Annotated in this window: 17 protein-coding genes; 12 read left to right on the forward strand and 5 right to left on the reverse strand. The window is 66.6% G+C overall.

Annotation, left to right across the window (positions count from 1 at the left end):
- Positions 1-26 precede the first annotated feature (26 nt).
- Positions 27-1,463 (reverse strand): 3-isopropylmalate dehydratase large subunit, encoded by a 1,437-nt coding sequence (gene leuC / locus Q5701_RS06620; protein ID WP_306754478.1) that lies wholly within the window; start codon positions 1,461-1,463, stop codon positions 27-29.
- A 219-nt stretch (positions 1,464-1,682) separates the two neighbouring features.
- Between leuC and Q5701_RS06625 the strand changes: the two genes are divergently transcribed.
- The 7 genes from Q5701_RS06625 to Q5701_RS06655 all read left to right on the forward strand — a co-directional run bounded on the left by Q5701_RS06625 (position 1,683) and on the right by Q5701_RS06655 (position 8,840).
- Positions 1,683-3,038 carry a mechanosensitive ion channel family protein gene (locus Q5701_RS06625; RefSeq protein ID WP_306754479.1) on the forward strand — a complete coding sequence of 452 codons (1,356 nt, stop codon included), beginning with the start codon at positions 1,683-1,685 and terminating at the stop codon, positions 3,036-3,038.
- 134 nt (positions 3,039-3,172) lie between these two features.
- Positions 3,173-3,538 (forward strand): ribosome silencing factor, encoded by a 366-nt coding sequence (rsfS, locus tag Q5701_RS06630; RefSeq protein ID WP_373568649.1) that lies wholly within the window; start codon positions 3,173-3,175, stop codon positions 3,536-3,538.
- A gap of 15 nt (positions 3,539-3,553) precedes the next feature.
- Complete coding sequence (gene rlmH, locus Q5701_RS06635) at positions 3,554-4,021, forward strand: 23S rRNA (pseudouridine(1915)-N(3))-methyltransferase RlmH (RefSeq protein ID WP_306754480.1); 468 nt, start codon at positions 3,554-3,556, stop codon at positions 4,019-4,021.
- 197 nt (positions 4,022-4,218) lie between these two features.
- Complete coding sequence (gpmI, locus tag Q5701_RS06640; protein ID WP_306754481.1) at positions 4,219-5,736, forward strand: 2,3-bisphosphoglycerate-independent phosphoglycerate mutase; 1,518 nt, start codon at positions 4,219-4,221, stop codon at positions 5,734-5,736.
- On the forward strand, positions 5,733-6,908 hold the full coding sequence (locus Q5701_RS06645) for a murein hydrolase activator EnvC family protein (RefSeq protein ID WP_306754482.1): 1,176 nt from the start codon (positions 5,733-5,735) through the stop codon (positions 6,906-6,908). Before gpmI ends, Q5701_RS06645 begins: the two co-directional genes overlap by 4 nt.
- A 17-nt stretch (positions 6,909-6,925) precedes the next feature.
- On the forward strand, positions 6,926-8,356 hold the full coding sequence (locus tag Q5701_RS06650) for a S41 family peptidase (protein WP_306754483.1): 1,431 nt from the start codon (positions 6,926-6,928) through the stop codon (positions 8,354-8,356).
- Positions 8,349-8,840: an RNA pyrophosphohydrolase gene (locus Q5701_RS06655; RefSeq protein ID WP_306754484.1), complete on the forward strand. Its 492-nt coding sequence runs from the start codon at positions 8,349-8,351 to the stop codon at positions 8,838-8,840. Before Q5701_RS06650 ends, Q5701_RS06655 begins: the two co-directional genes overlap by 8 nt.
- 165 nt (positions 8,841-9,005) lie before the next feature.
- Here Q5701_RS06655 and Q5701_RS06660 read toward each other — a convergent pair whose 3' ends face one another.
- The 3 genes from Q5701_RS06660 to Q5701_RS06670 form a co-directional block, all read right to left on the reverse strand.
- Positions 9,006-9,485: a hypothetical protein gene (locus Q5701_RS06660; RefSeq protein WP_306754485.1), complete on the reverse strand. Its 480-nt coding sequence runs from the start codon at positions 9,483-9,485 to the stop codon at positions 9,006-9,008.
- A gap of 193 nt (positions 9,486-9,678) precedes the next feature.
- Positions 9,679-10,935: a lytic murein transglycosylase gene (locus Q5701_RS06665; RefSeq protein ID WP_306754486.1), complete on the reverse strand. Its 1,257-nt coding sequence runs from the start codon at positions 10,933-10,935 to the stop codon at positions 9,679-9,681.
- Between the two features lie 85 nt (positions 10,936-11,020).
- The gene (locus Q5701_RS06670) at positions 11,021-11,359 is read right to left on the reverse strand and encodes a DUF8846 family protein (RefSeq protein WP_306754487.1); all 339 of its coding nucleotides are present in this window, start codon (positions 11,357-11,359) and stop codon (positions 11,021-11,023) included.
- 76 nt (positions 11,360-11,435) lie between these two features.
- Here Q5701_RS06670 and Q5701_RS06675 point away from each other — a divergent pair, with 76 nt between their 5' ends.
- Complete coding sequence (locus Q5701_RS06675; RefSeq protein WP_306754488.1) at positions 11,436-11,906, forward strand: YbaK/EbsC family protein; 471 nt, start codon at positions 11,436-11,438, stop codon at positions 11,904-11,906.
- Here the strand turns inward: Q5701_RS06675 and Q5701_RS06680 are convergent.
- Positions 11,896-12,690: a hormone-sensitive lipase gene (locus Q5701_RS06680; RefSeq protein WP_306754489.1), complete on the reverse strand. Its 795-nt coding sequence runs from the start codon at positions 12,688-12,690 to the stop codon at positions 11,896-11,898. The two genes, Q5701_RS06675 and Q5701_RS06680, sit on opposite strands and share 11 nt — an antisense overlap.
- A gap of 61 nt (positions 12,691-12,751) precedes the next feature.
- Here Q5701_RS06680 and kynU point away from each other — a divergent pair, with 61 nt between their 5' ends.
- The 4 genes from kynU (at position 12,752) to Q5701_RS06700 (ending at position 16,348) form a co-directional block, all read left to right on the forward strand.
- Positions 12,752-13,939 (forward strand): kynureninase, encoded by a 1,188-nt coding sequence (kynU, locus tag Q5701_RS06685; RefSeq protein ID WP_306754490.1) that lies wholly within the window; start codon positions 12,752-12,754, stop codon positions 13,937-13,939.
- A 65-nt stretch (positions 13,940-14,004) separates the two neighbouring features.
- Positions 14,005-15,066, forward strand: coding sequence for an efflux RND transporter periplasmic adaptor subunit (locus tag Q5701_RS06690; protein ID WP_306754492.1), 1,062 nt, complete (start codon positions 14,005-14,007; stop codon positions 15,064-15,066).
- The gene (locus Q5701_RS06695) at positions 15,063-16,160 is read left to right on the forward strand and encodes an efflux RND transporter periplasmic adaptor subunit (protein ID WP_306754494.1); all 1,098 of its coding nucleotides are present in this window, start codon (positions 15,063-15,065) and stop codon (positions 16,158-16,160) included. Before Q5701_RS06690 ends, Q5701_RS06695 begins: the two co-directional genes overlap by 4 nt.
- Positions 16,157-16,348: a hypothetical protein gene (locus tag Q5701_RS06700; protein ID WP_306754495.1), complete on the forward strand. Its 192-nt coding sequence runs from the start codon at positions 16,157-16,159 to the stop codon at positions 16,346-16,348. Before Q5701_RS06695 ends, Q5701_RS06700 begins: the two co-directional genes overlap by 4 nt.
- The last annotated feature ends 21 nt before the right edge of the window (positions 16,349-16,369 follow it).

The raw sequence follows: 16,369 nt of genomic DNA on the forward strand, positions 1-16,369 counted from the left end.
GCAGGGGTGCGCAGGGGCGGGCCATCTCAGGCCGCTTCCCGCGCAAGCTCCCGTATATCGACCAGATGCCCGGCCACCCCCGCCGCCGCCGCCATGGCGGGCGACATCAGGTGCGTGCGGCCCTTGTATCCTTGCCGGCCCTCGAAGTTGCGGTTGCTGGTGGCCGCGCAGCGTTCGCCGGGGGCCAACTGGTCGGGATTCATGCCCAGGCACATCGAACAGCCCGCAAGGCGCCATTCGAAACCCGCCTCCTTGAAGATCACGTCCAGCCCTTCTTCCTCGGCCTGGGCGCGCACAAGGCCCGACCCGGGAACAACCATGCCGCGCACCCCGGCCGCCAGCCTGCGGCCGCGCAGAACCTCGGCCGCGGCGCGCAGATCCTCGATCCGGCCGTTGGTGCAGGAACCGATGAAAACCGCGTCGATGGCGATATCGGTCAGCCGAGTGCCGGGGGTCAGGTCCATATAGTCCAGGGACCGCCGGGCGGCCTCGACCTTGCCGCCGGTGAAATCCGAAGGATCGGGAACGGTCGCGGTAATGGGCAGCGCATCTTCAGGGGACGTGCCCCAGGTCACGGTGGGGGCGATATCCTCGCCCCGCAGGGTGACGACCTTGTCCCAATGCGCGTCGTCGTCGCTGTAAAGCGTCTTCCACCAGTTGACCGCAGCCTCCCATTGCGCGCCCTTGGGCGCATGGGGGCGGCCCTTGACGTAATCGAAGGTCGTCTGGTCGGGCGCGATCAGGCCCGCGCGGGCGCCGCCTTCGATCGCCATGTTGCAGATGGTCATGCGGCCTTCCATGGACAGGCTGCGGATCGCCTCGCCACAGTATTCGATCACATGGCCGGTGCCGCCCGCCGTGCCGGTATGGCCGATGATCGCCAGAACCACGTCCTTGGCGGTAACGCCGTGTGCCAGGCGGCCCGTCACCTCGACCTTCATGTTCCGGGATTTCTTCTGGATCAGCGTCTGGGTGGCCAAGACGTGTTCCACCTCGGACGTGCCGATGCCGTGGGCCAGGGCGCCGAACGCCCCATGCGTGGCGGTATGGCTGTCGCCGCAGACGACCGTCATGCCGGGCAGGGTCCAGCCCTGTTCGGGGCCGACGATATGGACGATCCCTTGGCGGATGTCGTTGACCGGATAATAGACCACGCCGAATTCGCGGGCGTTGCGGTCAAGCGCATCGACCTGGATGCGCGACTCCTCGTTGTCGATGCCTTGTTCGCGGTCCCAGGTGGTCGGCACGTTGTGATCGGGCACGGCGATGGTGCGTTCAGGCGCGCGGACGGCGCGGCCGGTCATGCGCAGCCCTTCAAAGGCCTGCGGGCTGGTCACTTCGTGGACCAGATGCCTGTCGATATACAAAAGGCAGGTGCCGTCATCCTGACGGTCAACGACATGGGCATCCCAGATCTTGTCGTAAAGCGTCCGCGGGGCGGCGGATTGGGGATCAAAGGTCATGGCTGCTTGGCTTTCGGCTGTGATGTGATCATGGCGGACAGGTCGGCTGCGGCAGGACCGCAGCCCGTCACAGTCGCGCCGTCACGCCGCGCGTTTCGCCGAAGAACCGCGAAGGCAGGCGCGCGCGGTCATGGATGTCGAAATAGATGAACCCGGACATGGCCGATCTTTTATGCGTCTTTCGGCGTTGACGCAATATTGTCGCAGGCGAGGGGGGCTATGGAGCCGGTCGGTCCAGACATCGTGGATGCCGCCCAGGGATTATGGTCGCGCATTTCCCTGTTCCTCGAGATCATGATCCTGCCCGCCCGCTTGTACCAGCTGGCCGCTATTGCCGGGCTGATCCTGCTGTCCTGGCTCTTGGGCCGGATCGCGCTGCGCTTCTGGAACGCCTGGCTGCATGATCGCAGCGACTGGCCGAAATGGCGGCTGCGGCTGGGCGTGCTGATCGGGCGACGGATGGGCCTGATGATCTTCGCGCTGCTGGCCTGGACCGTGGTCATCGTCATGCGAGAGATCACCTGGCCTTCGCGCAGCGCGCTGATCGCGCTTGCGGCATCTATCGCCCTGTCTTGGCTGGGGATCTTCTTCGTGGCACGGCTGATCGCCAACCGCTTCCTGCGCCGCATTGTCAGTTGGGCAGGCTGGATCTGGGTGACGCTGTTCCTGCTGGGCCTGACCAAGCCTGCGGGCGATTTCCTGGACAGCCTTGCCATCACCATTGGCGACTTGCGCCTGTCGGCCCTGACGGTCCTGAAGGCCCTTGTAGTGACCGGCCTGCTGATCGGCGGCGCGCGCGCCTTGTCGCGGCTGATCACCGGCAGGCTGGCGCGGAACGAAGACATCTCGCCCACGATGCGGGTGCTGACGGCCAAGCTGTTGCAGGTGGTTCTGTTCAGCCTGGCCGTCGTGGTCGGGCTGAAGGCCGTGGGCTTTGACCTGACCGGCCTTGCGGTCTTTTCCGGCGCGGTGGGCGTTGGCCTGGGCTTCGGGCTGCAGAAGGTCGTCTCGAACCTGGTGTCTGGGGTGATCATCCTGCTGGACAAGTCCATCAAGCCCGGCGACGTGATCAGCCTGGGCGACACCTTCGGCTGGATCGAGGAGCTTGGCGCCCGCTATGTCAGCGTGGTGACGCGCGACGGCAAGGAATACCTGATCCCGAACGAGGATCTGGTGACGGGCCAGGTCGTGAACTGGTCCCATACCAACAGCTTCGTGCGCCTGGATCTGCGATTCGGCGCATCCTACGGCGACGACCCGCACAGGGTCAGCGCCACGGCCATTGCCGCCGTCAAGACCGTGCCGCGCGTGCTGTCCGACCGGCAGGCGGTCTGCTGGGTGACGGGATTTGGCGACAATGCCGTGGATTATGTCCTGCGTTTCTGGATCGACGATGCCGCAAAGGGGCTGACCAACGTGCGCGGGCAGGTTTACCTGGCCTTGTGGGACGCGTTCAAGGAACAGGGCATCACGCTGCCCTTTCCGCAGCGCGAGGTGCGGCTTGTCAATCCGTCCTTGCGGGTCCAGATGGACGATCCGCCGCCCGACAATACGGAATCGGGCCGGGAACATTGAGATGGCCTGAAAAGTTGCTATCTTTGATCCATCCCCTGCGCCGGGGGCGATCGGCGCGCTGACCGGAGGATTGAACCCTGTCACAAGACGTCTCGCCGGCCACGGGGCCGGCTGCGACCCCCGCGCCGCAGGATCTGACCAGCGACCAGATCCTTGCCCGCATCCTGTCCTCGCTTGACGACGACAAGGCCGAGGACATCGTGACGATCGACCTGCGCGGACGGTCGGCCATGGCGGATCACATGGTGATCGCATCGGGCCGCAGCGCGCGCCAGGTGGGCGCCATCGCCGAAAAGCTGGCCGACCGCATGAAGCAGGCGACCGGCCGCACCCCCCGGATCGAGGGCAAGGATACCGGCGACTGGGTGCTGATCGACACCGATGATGTCATTGTCCATGTCTTCCGCCCCGAAGTTCGGGAATTCTATCAACTTGAAAAGTTGTGGATGCCTTCGGACGCGCTTGTCCGGGTGCGTGATCAGGCCCGCCCCGCGCATTAGGCCGGGCAGGACGCCATGCGGATCGACATCGCCGCCGTCGGCCGGCTGCGCAAAGGCCCCGAAGCGGCGATGGTTGCGGACTACCTCGACCGTTTCGCCAGGACCGGCCGCAGCCTTGGCCTGCCGCCTATCGCCATCCACGAGGTGGAAGACAAGCGCGGCGGCGGGATGGTGACCGAGGCCGAGTTGCTGGCGCGCGTCATCCCGCAGGGCGCTGCCCTGGTGATGATGGATGAAAGGGGCGAGCAGGCGACATCGCCGGAATTCGCACGTCGTCTGGCGGACTGGCGCGACCAAGCCAAAGATCTCTGCTTCGTGATCGGCGGCGCGGATGGGCTGGATCCCATGTTGCGCGCGCGCGCCGATTGGCAGATCAGCCTGGGCCGCATGGTCTGGCCGCATATGCTGGTGCGGGTGATGCTGGCCGAACAGTTGTACCGTGCCGCGACGATCCTGGCCGGATCGCCTTATCATCGCGAATGAACGTGGCGACCGGTGGGGGGCTGCCGCCCCCTCTTGGCCTGCGGCCAATTCACCCTGGCGGATATTTGGGCCAAGATGAATCGGCTTTGCTTCACTTTGGCGTAAATATCCCGGGGGTCCGGGGGCTGGCCCCCGGCCTTTCGGTTGCCGCAACCGCCGCGCCCGCGTAACAAGGCGCAAATCATCCGAGGGGCGATATGACGAAACCTGTGGTCCTGTGCATTCTTGACGGGTGGGGCATATCCGACCGGCCCGAACAAAGCGCGCCGGACCAGGCGGCGACGCCGAATTTCGACCGGCTGATGCGCACCTGCCCCCATGCGACACTGACGACCTTTGGTCCCGACGTGGGCCTGCCGCGCGGACAGATGGGCAATTCCGAAGTGGGCCACACCAATATCGGCGCGGGCCGGGTTGTTGCCATGGATCTGGGCCAGATCGACCTGGCGATCGAGGATGGCAGCTTTGTGGGCAACGACAGTCTGATCCGCTTTGTCGAACGGCTGCGGGCGACGGGTGGGACGGCGCATCTGATGGGCATCGTGTCCGACGGCGGCGTGCATGGCCATGTTGTTCATGTCCAGGCCGCCATTCGCGCCATTGCGGCGGCGGGCGTGCCCGTTGTGCTGCACGCCATCACGGATGGGCGCGACGTGCCGCCGCAATCGGCCATGGGTTTCATCACCGAATTGCAGGGCAGCCTGCCCGAAGGCGCGCGGATCGGCACCGTGATCGGGCGATATTATGCGATGGATCGCGACAATCGCTGGGAACGGATCGAGCGCGCCTATCGGGCAATCGTCGCCGGGCAGGGAGAACCCGCGCTGTCTGCCGATCTGGCCGTCACTGTGGCTTACGGGCGCGGGGAAACCGATGAATTCATCCCTCCCTTCGTCATCGACGGGTACAACGGCGCGATGGATGGGGACGGGTTCTTCTGCCTCAACTTCCGGGCCGACCGGGCACGGGAAATCCTGACGGCGCTTGCAGATCCGACGTTCACCGAATTCGACAACAATGACCGCCCCGCATGGGCCGCGCTGCTGGGCATGGTCGATTACAGCACCCGGCATGACGAATACATGACCGCCGCCTATCCCAAGCGCCAGGTGGTCAACACGCTGGGCGCCTGGGTCGCAAGCCATGGTCTGCGCCAGTTCCGCCTGGCGGAAACCGAGAAATACCCCCATGTCACCTTTTTCCTGAACGGCGGCAAGGAATCGCCCGAACCGGGCGAGGATCGATTCATGCCCGCCAGCCCCAAGGTCGCGACCTATGACCTGGCCCCCGAAATGGCCGCGGAGGAGGTTGCCGATAAACTGGTCGAGGTGATCGGCGCAGGCTATGACCTGGTCGTGGTGAACTTCGCCAATCCCGACATGGTGGGCCATACCGGCAACCTGCCCGCCGCCATCCTAGCCTGCGAAGCTGTGGACCGCGGCTTGGGCAGGATGCTGGCGGCCCTGGACCGCGCAGGCGGCGCGGCGGTGATCTGTGCCGATCACGGCAATTGCGAAACCACCATCGACCCCGTGACAGGGGGGCCGCATACAGCCCATACCACCAACCCGGTGCCGGTGATCGTCTATGGCGGTCCCCCTGGCGCGCATCTGCGCAACGGCAGGCTGGCCGACCTGGCCCCCACGGTGTTGCAGCTGATGGGCGTGAACAAGCCCGCCGAGATGACCGGCACCAGCCTGATCGTGACCGCATGAAGTTCTTTCTGCCCCTGGCGCTTGCCGCCCTGATCGCCGCGCCCCTGTCGGCGCAGGACGTTCAACCATCGGTCACCGCCGCCGTGGCCGAGGCGCAGGATGCCGCCGCCCAGTTGCGCGCCGCCGTGGCCAAGCTGGCCGATGCGGTGTCCGCCGATGACCAGGTCGTCGCCTTGACCGAGGTGATCCGGGGTTACGAACAGGGCCTGTCTGCCCTGCGCGACGGGTTGCGCCAGGCCAGTGCCCGCGAAGCCGAGCTGCGCGCCCGCTTCGAATCGCAGCGTGGCCGGCTGGCTTCGGTCCTGGGCGCCATGACGGCGCTGCAGCAAGCGCCGGAAACCACCATGCTGCTGCATCCGGCGGGTGCGCTTGCCACGGCGCGGTCGGGCATGGTCCTGGCCGATGTCACCCCCGGCCTGCGGGCCGAGGCGGAACGGCTGCAGGACGACCTGGAGGAAATCGCCACGGTGCGTGACTTGCAGGCGGGCGCCGCGCAGATGCTGGGTGCGGGGCTTGCCTCGGTCCAGGAAGCGCGCCGGTTGCTGGCAAGCGCCGTCACCGACAGGTCCAGCCTGCCCATCCGATACGCCGACGCGCCTGCGGAAATGCAAAAGCTGCGCGATGCGGCGCAGTCGCTGGACGAATTCGCCACCGGGGTTGCCAGTATCCAGATGGACGTCGGCCCCCCGCTGGAGGATTTCGAGGGCGCGCGCGGCGCCCTGCCCCTGCCGGTGGTGGGCACCATCCTGCGTCTTTACGACCAACCCGACGCGGCGGGCGTCGAACGGCCCGGCTGGGTGATCGCCACGCCCCCCGCGGCACTGGTCACCACGCCCTGGTCCGCCACCATTCGGTATCGCGGTCCGCTGCTGGATTACGGCAATGTGATGATCCTAGAGCCCGCGCGCGGTTATCTTCTGGTCTTCGCGGGGATGTCGCAGGTGTTCGGAGAAGTTGGCGACGTGCTGCAAGCGGGCGATCCGATCGGCCTGATGGGCGGGACCGAGGCGTCGGCGCAGGAATTCGGCGCGCAGTTCGTGACCGATGCCGCCATCGGCGGCAATGGGGGACGGACCGAATCCCTGTATCTGGAAGTGCGCAAGGGACAGGAAACTCTGGACCCGGCGGAATGGTTCGTGCTGAATCCCGTCGTGGAGCCTGAACAGGATTGAAGGCAGGAAAGGCCGTCATGAAACATTATCTGATCGCAGGCGTGGGCGGTGTTCTGGCCGGTGCGCTTCTGACCACCCAGATCGCCGGGCCGCTGGTGGCGCAGGAAACCGGCAGCAATGCCTCGATCTATGAACAGCTTGAACTGTTCGGGAACGTCTTCGAACGCGTCCGCGCCGATTATGTCGAGGCGCCCGACGACAAGGAACTGATCGAGGCCGCGATCAACGGAATGCTGACATCCCTGGATCCGCATTCCTCGTTCCTGTCCGCCAACGATTACGAGGATATGCAGACCCAGACCCGCGGCAGCTTCGGCGGGTTAGGGATCGAGGTCAGCCAGGAAGAAGGCCTGGTCAAGGTCGTATCCCCCATCGACGACACGCCCGCCGCCCAGGCTGGCGTCAAGACCGGCGATTTCATCACCCATGTGAACGGCGAATCGCTGATGGGCCTGACGCTGGATGACGCGGTGGACATGATGCGCGGTCCCATCGGGTCGGAAATCACCGTCACGATTCTGCGAGAAGGCGAAACCGAGCCGTTCGATCTGACCATGACGCGGGACACGATCAAGCTGACCGTGGTGAAAACCCGGATCGAGGGGAAATCGGTCGTCCTTCGCGTGTCCACCTTCAACGATGAAACCTATGACACGCTGAAATCCGAACTGGACAAGGCCGTGGCCGAGGCCGGCGGCATCGACAAGGTGACGGGCTTCGTACTGGACTTGCGCAACAACCCCGGCGGCCTGCTGAACCAGGCGATCAGCGTGTCCGACGCCTTCCTGGATGCCGGCGAAATCGTCAGCACCCGGGGCCGCAACCCCGAGGAAAGCGAACGCTGGAACGCCGAAGCGGGCGATCTGGCCCAAGGCAAGCCGATGGTCGTGCTGACCAATGGCGGATCGGCCAGCGCGTCCGAAATCGTCGCGGGCGCCTTGCAGGATCACCGCCGCGCCATCGTCGTGGGCGAAAAGACCTTCGGCAAGGGGTCGGTCCAGACGGTCATGCCGGTCACGGCCGAAAGCGCCATCCGGCTGACCACCGCGCGCTATTACACGCCGTCGGGCCGGTCGATCCAGTCGCTGGGCATCCAGCCCGACATCCTGGTGGCCCAGCCCACGCCCCCTGCCACGCCCGAGGACGAGGAGGAAGGTCCCCGCACGCAATCGAACTTCGGCCGGTCCGAGGCTGACCTGCGCGGCGCGCTGAACAACGATTCGGTCAGCGACGACGAAAAGCAGCAGATCGAGGACGAAGCCGCCGAGGTCGAGGCTACCGCCAAGCTGCGCGAGGAGGATTACCAATTGGCCTATGCGGTCGATATCCTCAAGGGTCTGGCTGCGGTCGATTTCCAGGCGGGTCAGGTGCCTGCCGCCGCCACCCCCGCCGTGACGGGCGAAGGGTCGGGGACCGAGGGGACCGGGGCCGCCAAGACGAATGGCTGATGCGGAACGGACGGGGCCGGGCGGACTGCCTTACCGGCCCTGCGCAGGCGTGGTGCTGATCAACGCTGAAGGCCTGGTCTTCGCAGGCCAGCGGATCGACACCCAAGGTGCCTGGCAGATGCCCCAGGGCGGCATAGACGAGGGCGAGGATCCCCGCCAGGCCGCCCTGCGCGAACTGGTCGAGGAAACCGGCGTTTCCCCGGACAAGGTGCAGGTCCTGGCCGAAACCCCGGGCTGGGTCTATTACGACCTGCCGCCCGAATTGCTGGGCAAGGTCTGGAAGGGCCGCTATGGCGGTCAGCGCCAGAAATGGGTGCTGATGCGGTTCCTGGGCCAGGACGCCGACATCCGCATCGACACGGATCACCCCGAATTCCAGGAATGGCGGTGGATGCCTGCGGCGGCGCTGCTGGAAAACATCGTGCCCTTCAAGCGCGGAGTCTATGAGGAGGTGCTTGGGGCGTTTCCGGAATGGCTGCGGTAGGCCTTGTGCAAGGCAAAAGCTTCCAAGCGGACTTTCCCATTCCGCTGGATCATTGCCACGATCTTTCCGAGCGGCCCCAGTGTCCACACAGCTGCGCCTTGCCAATTGCTTCCACAGCGAAGAAGCAACGGGATTGGCGGTGACCTTGGTCTGGGACAGCCGTTCTCAGTTCCCTGGAACCTGCAGAGTGAAGCTGCCGTCAAAGAGAAGCGCATCCGTCCATGACGTGTTGATCCCGGTGAGTTCCCCGGTTCCCGTCGCACCTTCGAAAGCGCCTGCACCGGACAGCAACGTATATTCGACCTGCGATCCCTCGGGGGACCAACTGCCGGAGAATTGCAGGTTGAGCGCGTCGCCGTTCTCGAACGTATAGGTGCTGAGGCCCATCCAGTTGCCGTCTTCCTTGCCGCGGATGGTAGCAAGAGCGAACCGCTTGAAGGCCACGCGCCCGTCCTCGAAAAACGCGACGCCGACCGCCTCGCTGGCCACAAGCGACTGGTCCGTGATGCTTGGAAGATCCATGGTCGCGTCACTTGTGGTGGTGATGACAAGCTTGAACCGGAGTGTCTGTTCTTCCGCCAATGCGGCGCCGGACGAAAGCAGGCCGACCGAGAGAACAGCAACGGCCATTTTCGCGAGAGCCATTTCCATATCTCCTTTGAACAACAGCAGGAAAAGCCATGACGCCTCGACTCAAAGGCCTTCCGAGGCGACAGGAAGATTATACGCTCGTCAAAGACCCCCTCAAAATCGAAAATCCCTGATGGACTGTCGCCGAGACGTCAGGCTTCAATGCGCCCAAGGCATAGGGGGCGCCCTTTCGGACGCCCCTCCTTGCCTACCGCCGCAACTGGCCCAGCAGGATCGAGGTCGGATAGCCGTCCGGCGTGACCCCGATAGACCGCTGATAGGCCGCGACCGATTCCATGGTGGCCGATCCGAACAGCCCGTCGATCTCGCCCTGATAGAACCCCTTGGCGCGAAGGCGCTGCTGGATTTCCTGCCGCTCGCCGGTGGACAGCGCGCGGTCGTTGCGCGGCCAGGACCCCTGGATGCCTGCCCGTCCCGCGATGCGTTCGCCCAGGAAGGCCACGCCAACCGCATAGTTGTCCGAGTTGTTATAGCGCAGGATCGACCGGAAGTTGTCGAGGATCAGGAAGGCCGGGCCGTTTGCCCCCGCCGGCATGATGATCGACCCGTTCCCGCCCGGCAGCGCGCCGCCGCCCATGCGGCGCACGCCCTGCGCGGCCCAGTCCGACCGGCGCGTGCCCTTGCCGACCAGCCCCATGTTGAAGCCTTGGGGCAGTTGCACCTCGGCCCCCCAGGCCTGGCCCGGCACCCAGCCGTTGCGGCGCAAGTAGTTCGCGGTGGATGCCAGCGAGTCGGTCGGATCGTCCGACCAGATGTCGCGGCGGCCGTCGCCGGTGAAATCGACGGCATAATCCAGATAGGACGTGGGCATGAACTGCGTGTGGCCCATGGCCCCGGCCCAACTGCCCAGCATATGTTCGGGATCAGTGTCGCCTGCCTGCAGGATGCGCAGCGCGGCGATCAGCTGGTTCTGGAACATCTCGCCGCGCCGTCCGTCATAGGCCAGCGTCGCCAGCGACGGGATGATCTGCATCTTGCCGCGATTGGCGCCGAAGTTCGATTCCATTCCCCAGACCGCCAGCACGATTTCGCGCGGCACGCCGTAGCGGGCCTCGATCTGGGACAGGGTGCCAGACAGTTGCGCGGCCTTCTGGCGGCCGGTGGTGATGCGCACGTCCGACACGGCACTGTCCAGATACAGCCAGACAGGGCGCGAAAACTCGGCCTGTTTGCGGTCAAGGCGGATCACTTCGGGATTGTAGCGCGCGATCCGCATGGCGCGGTCATAGGTCGCGGGCGACACGCCCGAGGCGACCGCGCGCGACCGGAACGACTGGACGAAGTTCTGCAACCCTGCCTCGTCGCCTGCCGATGCCGCGGGGATCGGCGCGGGCGTGACCGGGCTGGCGCCGGTCATGCCGCCGGGCGCCCGGTTCATCGGCCCCGCGCAAGATGACAGGGCACCCACCAGGGCGGTGGTCAGGAAGATGCGGGAAAATGTCATGGGATCGCCTGTCCGTAACTGCTGCTATTATTGTTAGGGGCAGTCTAGCGAAGACACTTTCGGTTGAATAGGGTTGGCGCGCCCGTCAGTGCAGCGTCTCGCCCTCGTCCGATGCGCCTTCGCCTTTGAAGAAGGGCTGCATCTGCGCAATGATGACGGAATTTTCATCCAGGGCGCGCTGCATCAAGGCGCGTTCATCGTCGTCGATCTCGTGGCCCTCGGCCAGGCGTTCGTCCAGGCTGCCATAGCCCGTCACGTCCAGCGGCGAAAGGTCGGCCTGCTTCAGGATCGCTACGGTCTCGCGCACCGCCTCGGCCTCGTCATGGCCGGCGGCATAGCAGATCAGCGCGGCCCCGGTCGATCCGTCGGGCAGGCCGTCTTTCGCGGTCCGGCCCACCTCGACCAGCAGGGTATAGACGTTCATGGCGGCCTCCGGTGATGATTGCCCGTGCAACAACACGACTGGCGCCAAAGCGCAAGACGCATGGCAGGGGGGATGGATGAGCAAGAGCCTGGCACGGGTCCGCGCGGCCTTGGACGCAGCAGGGGTGGATGCCGAGATCCTGGAGATGCCCGGGACCACCCGAACCGCCCGGGACGCCGCCCAGGCGGCAGGCTGCAACCTGGACCAGATCGCCAAGTCGATCATCTTCCGGGGCGAGGCGACGGGCCATGCCGTCCTGTTCCTGACCGCAGGCGGCAACCGCGTCGATCCTGCAAGGGCAGCGGCGGTCGCGGGTCAACCCCTGGGCAAGGCCGACGCCGCGCTGATCCGCGACGAGACCGGCTTTGCGATCGGCGGCGTGGCCCCGGTCGGGCATTTGAAGCCGGTGACGGCCTTCTTCGATCCCCGTCTGCTGGATTTCGACCGGGTCTGGGCGGCGGCAGGAACGCCGCGCCATGTCTTCGCCATCAGCCCGAGGGTGCTGCTGGCGGTCACGGGCGCGACGCTGGCGGATTTCACCGGCTGACCAGCAGCCTGTCCAGCAGGGGGCTGTCTGGCTGTTCCAGTCGCTCGATCACGTCGAAATGGTGCAGGCCGGGATCGGTCACGCAGTCCGTCGCGGCCCCCAGCCCCGCCCAGATATTGGCCAGCAGGCGCGATTGGCGGATGAACTCGGGCCGTTCCATCCCGCCGACCCAGGCGGTGACGGGAATGCCCGCGCGCGGCGCCAGCAGGGCCGGGCTTTCCGTCGCAGCCTCGGCAGAGTCCAGCCGCAGGGTGGCGTTCATGTCCGTGCGCATCAGCGGGCGCAGGTCGGTCAGCGCAGAGATGGGCACGCAGGCCGTCACCCGTGCGGCAACCGCCTCGGGCAATGTGGCGTCGTCGCAGATCATCCGCGCCGCAAGGTGCCCGCCCGCCGAATGGCCTGTCAGCGCGATGGGGCCGTCCACCAGCCCCGCAGCCTCGGCCACCGCTGCCGCGACTTCGCGCGTCATCTGCGCGATTCGCGCCTGCGGGGCCAGCGTATAGCCGGGCATGGCGACCGCCCAGCCACGCGCTAGGGCGCCCGCCGCCAGATGCGACCACAGGCCGGGATCGAAGCGCATCCAATAGCCGCCATGCACAAAAACCATCAATCCCGGTGCTGTTCCTGCCGGGCGGAACAGATGCCCCCGGCCCAGCGGCTGCGGGGGATGGGCCTGCCGGAAGGCTGCTGCGGCGTTCTGCCAGCGGGGCACGAACCCGTCGGCCTGCGGAATATGCGCGCCATTGGCATAGGCGTCGTCCCAGTCGGTGACGTGATAGATCATCCTGCCCTCTCTTTCCGGCAGAAAAGGCTGCTGATAGCCTGCGGTCAAGATGGAGACTGCCATGACCGATTTCGCCGCCACCCGCCGCGCCTTTCACCTGCCCTCCGGGATCACCTACCTGGACGGCAACTCGCTTGGGCCAATGCCCATTGCGGCCAAGGAAAGGGTGGGGCGGATGATGGCGGACGAATGGTCGGAAATGCTGATCACCGGCTGGAACAAGGCGGGCTGGTATGTCCAGCCGCGCAAGGTCGGCGACCGCATCGCCCGCCTGATCGGCGCAGGGCCGGGCGAGGTCGTGATGGGCGACACGCTGTCGATCAAGGTGTTCCAGGCCGTCAGCGCGGCCTTGACCCTGCGCCCCGGCCGGCGGGTGATCCTGTCCGACAGCGGCAATTTTCCGTCGGACCTGTATGTGGCGCAGGGGTTGGCCCGCGCGGTGGGCGCCGAATTGCGCGTCGTCGCCCCCGATGAGGTGGCCGCCGCGATCACCGACGACCTGGCCGTCCTGATGCTGACCGAGGTCGATTACCGCACCGGGCGGCGTCACGACATGGCCGCGCTGACTGCCCGCGCCCATGCGGCTGGCGCCCTGACGGTCTGGGATCTGGCACATTCGGCAGGCGCGGTGGATGTGAATCTGGCCGGGGCGGATGCGGATTTCGCGGTGGGCTGCACCTATAAATACCTGAACGGCGGGCCGGGCGCGCCTGCCTTCATCTGGACCCATCCGCGCCATGCGGACGCCGCCCAGCCGATCCTGCAAGGCTGGATGGGCCACCACGCACCCTTCGCCTTTGACGCGGATTATCGCCCCGCGGCGGGGATCGAGCGGATGCGCGTCGGCACGCCCCCTGTGATCGCGCTGAGCGCACTGGATGCGGCGTTGGACATTTGGGACGGCGTGGCCCTGTCGGACCTGCGCGCCCGGTCCATCGAACTGACCCAGGCCTTCATCGCGGGGGTCGAGGCCGCCTGCCCGGACGTGGCCCTGAATTCCCCCCGCGACCCGGCCCTGCGCGGCTCTCAGATCGGGTTCCGCCATCCCCATGCCTATGCGGTGATGCAGGCCTTGATCGCGGCGGGGGTGGTGGGCGATTTCCGCGCGCCCGACGTGCTGCGCTTTGGTTTTGCACCGCTTTACAACGATCTGGACGACGTGGACCGGGCGGTCGGGACGCTGGCCCGGATTTTGCGGGACGGGGCGTGGAATGATGAAAGGTTTCAGCAGAAGGCCGCCGTAACGTAAGGGCAGGGGGCTTTCCTTGTCCCGGATTGTGACGCAGATATGCGTCATTTCGATGGGACATCATCATGCGCATTCGGGGGCTGGTCTGGTTGTTCGTTGCGGGATTGCCGGGATTCCCGGCACTTGCGCAGGATGGCCTGCTGCGTGTCGAACTGGTCGCGGCCCAGGAACAACCGGTCGAGATCAACCTGCAACTGTCCGGCAGCATCGCCGCGACCGACAGCGTGCAGATGAGCTTTCGCCAGGCCGGGCGCGTAACGAGCGTGTCGGTGGACAAGGGCGACCGCGTGACCCGCGGCCAGGAACTGGCGCGGCTGGATTCGGTCCAGCAAGACCAGGCCCTGCGCGTGGCCGAGGCTGGGATGGACGCCGCCCGCGCTGGCCTGTCGCAGGCCCGCCAGGCCAGCGAGCGTGCCGATGCGCTGCTGGCGCGGGGCGTCGGCACCAGGGCCGCGCGTGACGATGCCCTGCGTGCCTTGTCCGAATCGCAGGGGGCTGTCGAACGCGCCGAAAGCACGCTGGAACAGGCCCGCCGCGCGGTGAGCGACACGGTCCTGCGCGCGCCCCAGGATGCGGTCGTCACGGCCCGCGACATGGCGCCGGGCCAGATCGTCGGCGCCGCCCAGGCCGTGCTGACCCTGGCCACGCTGGAGGGGCTGGAGGCCGTGTTCAATGCCCCCGACCATCCCCGGCTGGACAGCGCCATGAACAGCCCCGTCCGGCTGGACACCATCGACATCGACCGGCCCCAGATGCAGGGCAGGGTGACCGAGATCTCTCCCTTGGTGGACCCGGCCACGGGCGCGGTGACGATGCGCGTCAAGATCGACGATGCAACGGCCGATACCGCCCTGCTGGGCGCGGCGGTGCGCGGGCGGGTGGATATCGCGGTCGATCGCGGCATCGCGGTGCCCTGGACGGCGCTGATGCGCGACGGCGACCAGCCCGCCGTGTGGCGCGTGGGTGCCGACAACCGCGTCAGCCTTGTGCCCGTGACGATCGGGCAATTCACCAATGGCGTGGTTTACCTGTCTGGCGGAATCGCGGCGGGGGATGTGGTGGTGGGCGCAGGCTCGCAACTGCTTTATCCCGGACGGCAGGTCCGGCAGGCCGAGGTCTTGCCGTGACGCGCCTGATCGCGGTGCTGGCCGCCCTGGCGATGGCCGCGCCCGTTCACGCGCTGAGCCTGCCCGATTGGCTGGACTTCGGTTCCCCTGTCGAGGTTGCTGTTCCCATACGCCCGGTCGTGTCCGAGATCGTGGAGGACCGGGGCCACGACGCCCGCTGGATCCCCGGCGTCGTGGGTTCGCGCACGCAGGTGACGATGGCGTTCCAGACGCTTGGCCGGATGGTGTCGCGCCCCGTCGATCTGGGCGACCGGGTGGAACGGGGCGATGTCTTGGCGAATCTCGCATCCGAGGATCTGGCCGCCACCACCCGCGCCGCCGAAGCCGCCCTGGCCGCGGCCGAGGTTCAGCGCGACACCGCTCGCCTGACCCTGGAACGGACCGAAGCCCTGGCGGCCCGCAACGTTGCCAGTGCCGCGCAACTGGAACAGGCCCAACGCGCCGCCGCCGCGGCCGAGGCCGGTGCCCAACAGGCCCGGTCCGCCCTTGTGCAGGCCCGCGATTCCCAGGGCTACGCCCGCATGACCGCGCCCTTTTCCGGGGTGGTCAGCGCAATCTACGAAGCCCCCGGCAGCGTTTTGGGTGCAGGGACGCCCGTCCTGCAGCTGTCTGCCGAAGATCAGTGCGAAGCGGTGATCGACCTGCCCGAATCGGCGCTTGCCGGCCTGCCCCTTGATGCGGTCTTCACGCTGTGGCAGCGCACCGACCCGGATCGGCAGGTGCGGGCCGTGCTGGACCGGATCGACCCGATCGCCGACATGGCGACCCGCACACGCAGGCTTTACCTGACCTTGCCAACGGACGCGCCGTTTCGCCTGGGTTCCCTCGTCCGCGCGAGTCTGGGCACCCCCAGCGAACCCGCCCTGATGCTGTCGGGGACGGCGATCTTTCAGCGGGACGGCGTGCCTCATGTCTGGCGCGTGCTGCGCAAGGGCCAGGACGCGCAGGTTCAGGCGGTTCCTGTCGCCCCCAGCGGTGCCTTTCAGGGCCGTGTCCTGATCGGCAAGGGATTGGCCCCTGGGGACGAGGTCGTGATCCGGGGCGTCCATTCCCTGGCCGACGATCAGCCCGTGGGCGAAAGGGTCCAGCCTTGACGCGATTCAACCTGTCCGACTGGGCCCTGAACCACCGCAGCTTCGTGTGGTTCCTGTTGATCGTCTCGCTGCTGGCGGGGACCATCGATCTGGACGATGTGGGCCTTGCAATCTACACGCGGACCCGGATCCTGCGCGAAGGCTCATGGAATGATAAGAAGGTTCATCACAAGCCTGCGGTGACGTAAGGATAGGGAGCTTTTCCTCTG

Source organism: Paracoccus actinidiae, from assembly GCF_030863885.1.
GTDB classification, from domain to species: Bacteria; Pseudomonadota; Alphaproteobacteria; order Rhodobacterales; family Rhodobacteraceae; genus Paracoccus; species Paracoccus everestensis.

Excerpts from the sequence above, each read along its gene's own strand:
- kynU (WP_306754490.1), top strand. The coding sequence starts at position 12,752 with ATGACCGATTTCGCCGCCACCCGCCGCGCCTTTCACCTGCCCTCCGGG.
- Q5701_RS06650 (WP_306754483.1), top strand. The coding sequence starts at position 6,926 with ATGAAACATTATCTGATCGCAGGCGTGGGCGGTGTTCTGGCCGGTGCG.
- Q5701_RS06675 (WP_306754488.1), top strand. The coding sequence starts at position 11,436 with ATGAGCAAGAGCCTGGCACGGGTCCGCGCGGCCTTGGACGCAGCAGGG.
- Q5701_RS06645 (WP_306754482.1), top strand. The coding sequence starts at position 5,733 with ATGAAGTTCTTTCTGCCCCTGGCGCTTGCCGCCCTGATCGCCGCGCCC.
- Q5701_RS06655 (WP_306754484.1), top strand. The coding sequence starts at position 8,349 with ATGGCTGATGCGGAACGGACGGGGCCGGGCGGACTGCCTTACCGGCCC.
- Q5701_RS06625 (WP_306754479.1), top strand. The coding sequence starts at position 1,683 with ATGGAGCCGGTCGGTCCAGACATCGTGGATGCCGCCCAGGGATTATGG.
- Q5701_RS06665 (WP_306754486.1), bottom strand. The coding sequence starts at position 10,935 with ATGACATTTTCCCGCATCTTCCTGACCACCGCCCTGGTGGGTGCCCTG.
- Q5701_RS06670 (WP_306754487.1), bottom strand. The coding sequence starts at position 11,359 with ATGAACGTCTATACCCTGCTGGTCGAGGTGGGCCGGACCGCGAAAGAC.
- Q5701_RS06660 (WP_306754485.1), bottom strand. The coding sequence starts at position 9,485 with ATGGCTCTCGCGAAAATGGCCGTTGCTGTTCTCTCGGTCGGCCTGCTT.
- Q5701_RS06680 (WP_306754489.1), bottom strand. The coding sequence starts at position 12,690 with ATGATCTATCACGTCACCGACTGGGACGACGCCTATGCCAATGGCGCG.
- gpmI (WP_306754481.1), top strand. The coding sequence starts at position 4,219 with ATGACGAAACCTGTGGTCCTGTGCATTCTTGACGGGTGGGGCATATCC.
- Q5701_RS06690 (WP_306754492.1), top strand. The coding sequence starts at position 14,005 with ATGCGCATTCGGGGGCTGGTCTGGTTGTTCGTTGCGGGATTGCCGGGA.
- leuC (WP_306754478.1), bottom strand. The coding sequence starts at position 1,463 with ATGACCTTTGATCCCCAATCCGCCGCCCCGCGGACGCTTTACGACAAG.
- rlmH (WP_306754480.1), top strand. The coding sequence starts at position 3,554 with ATGCGGATCGACATCGCCGCCGTCGGCCGGCTGCGCAAAGGCCCCGAA.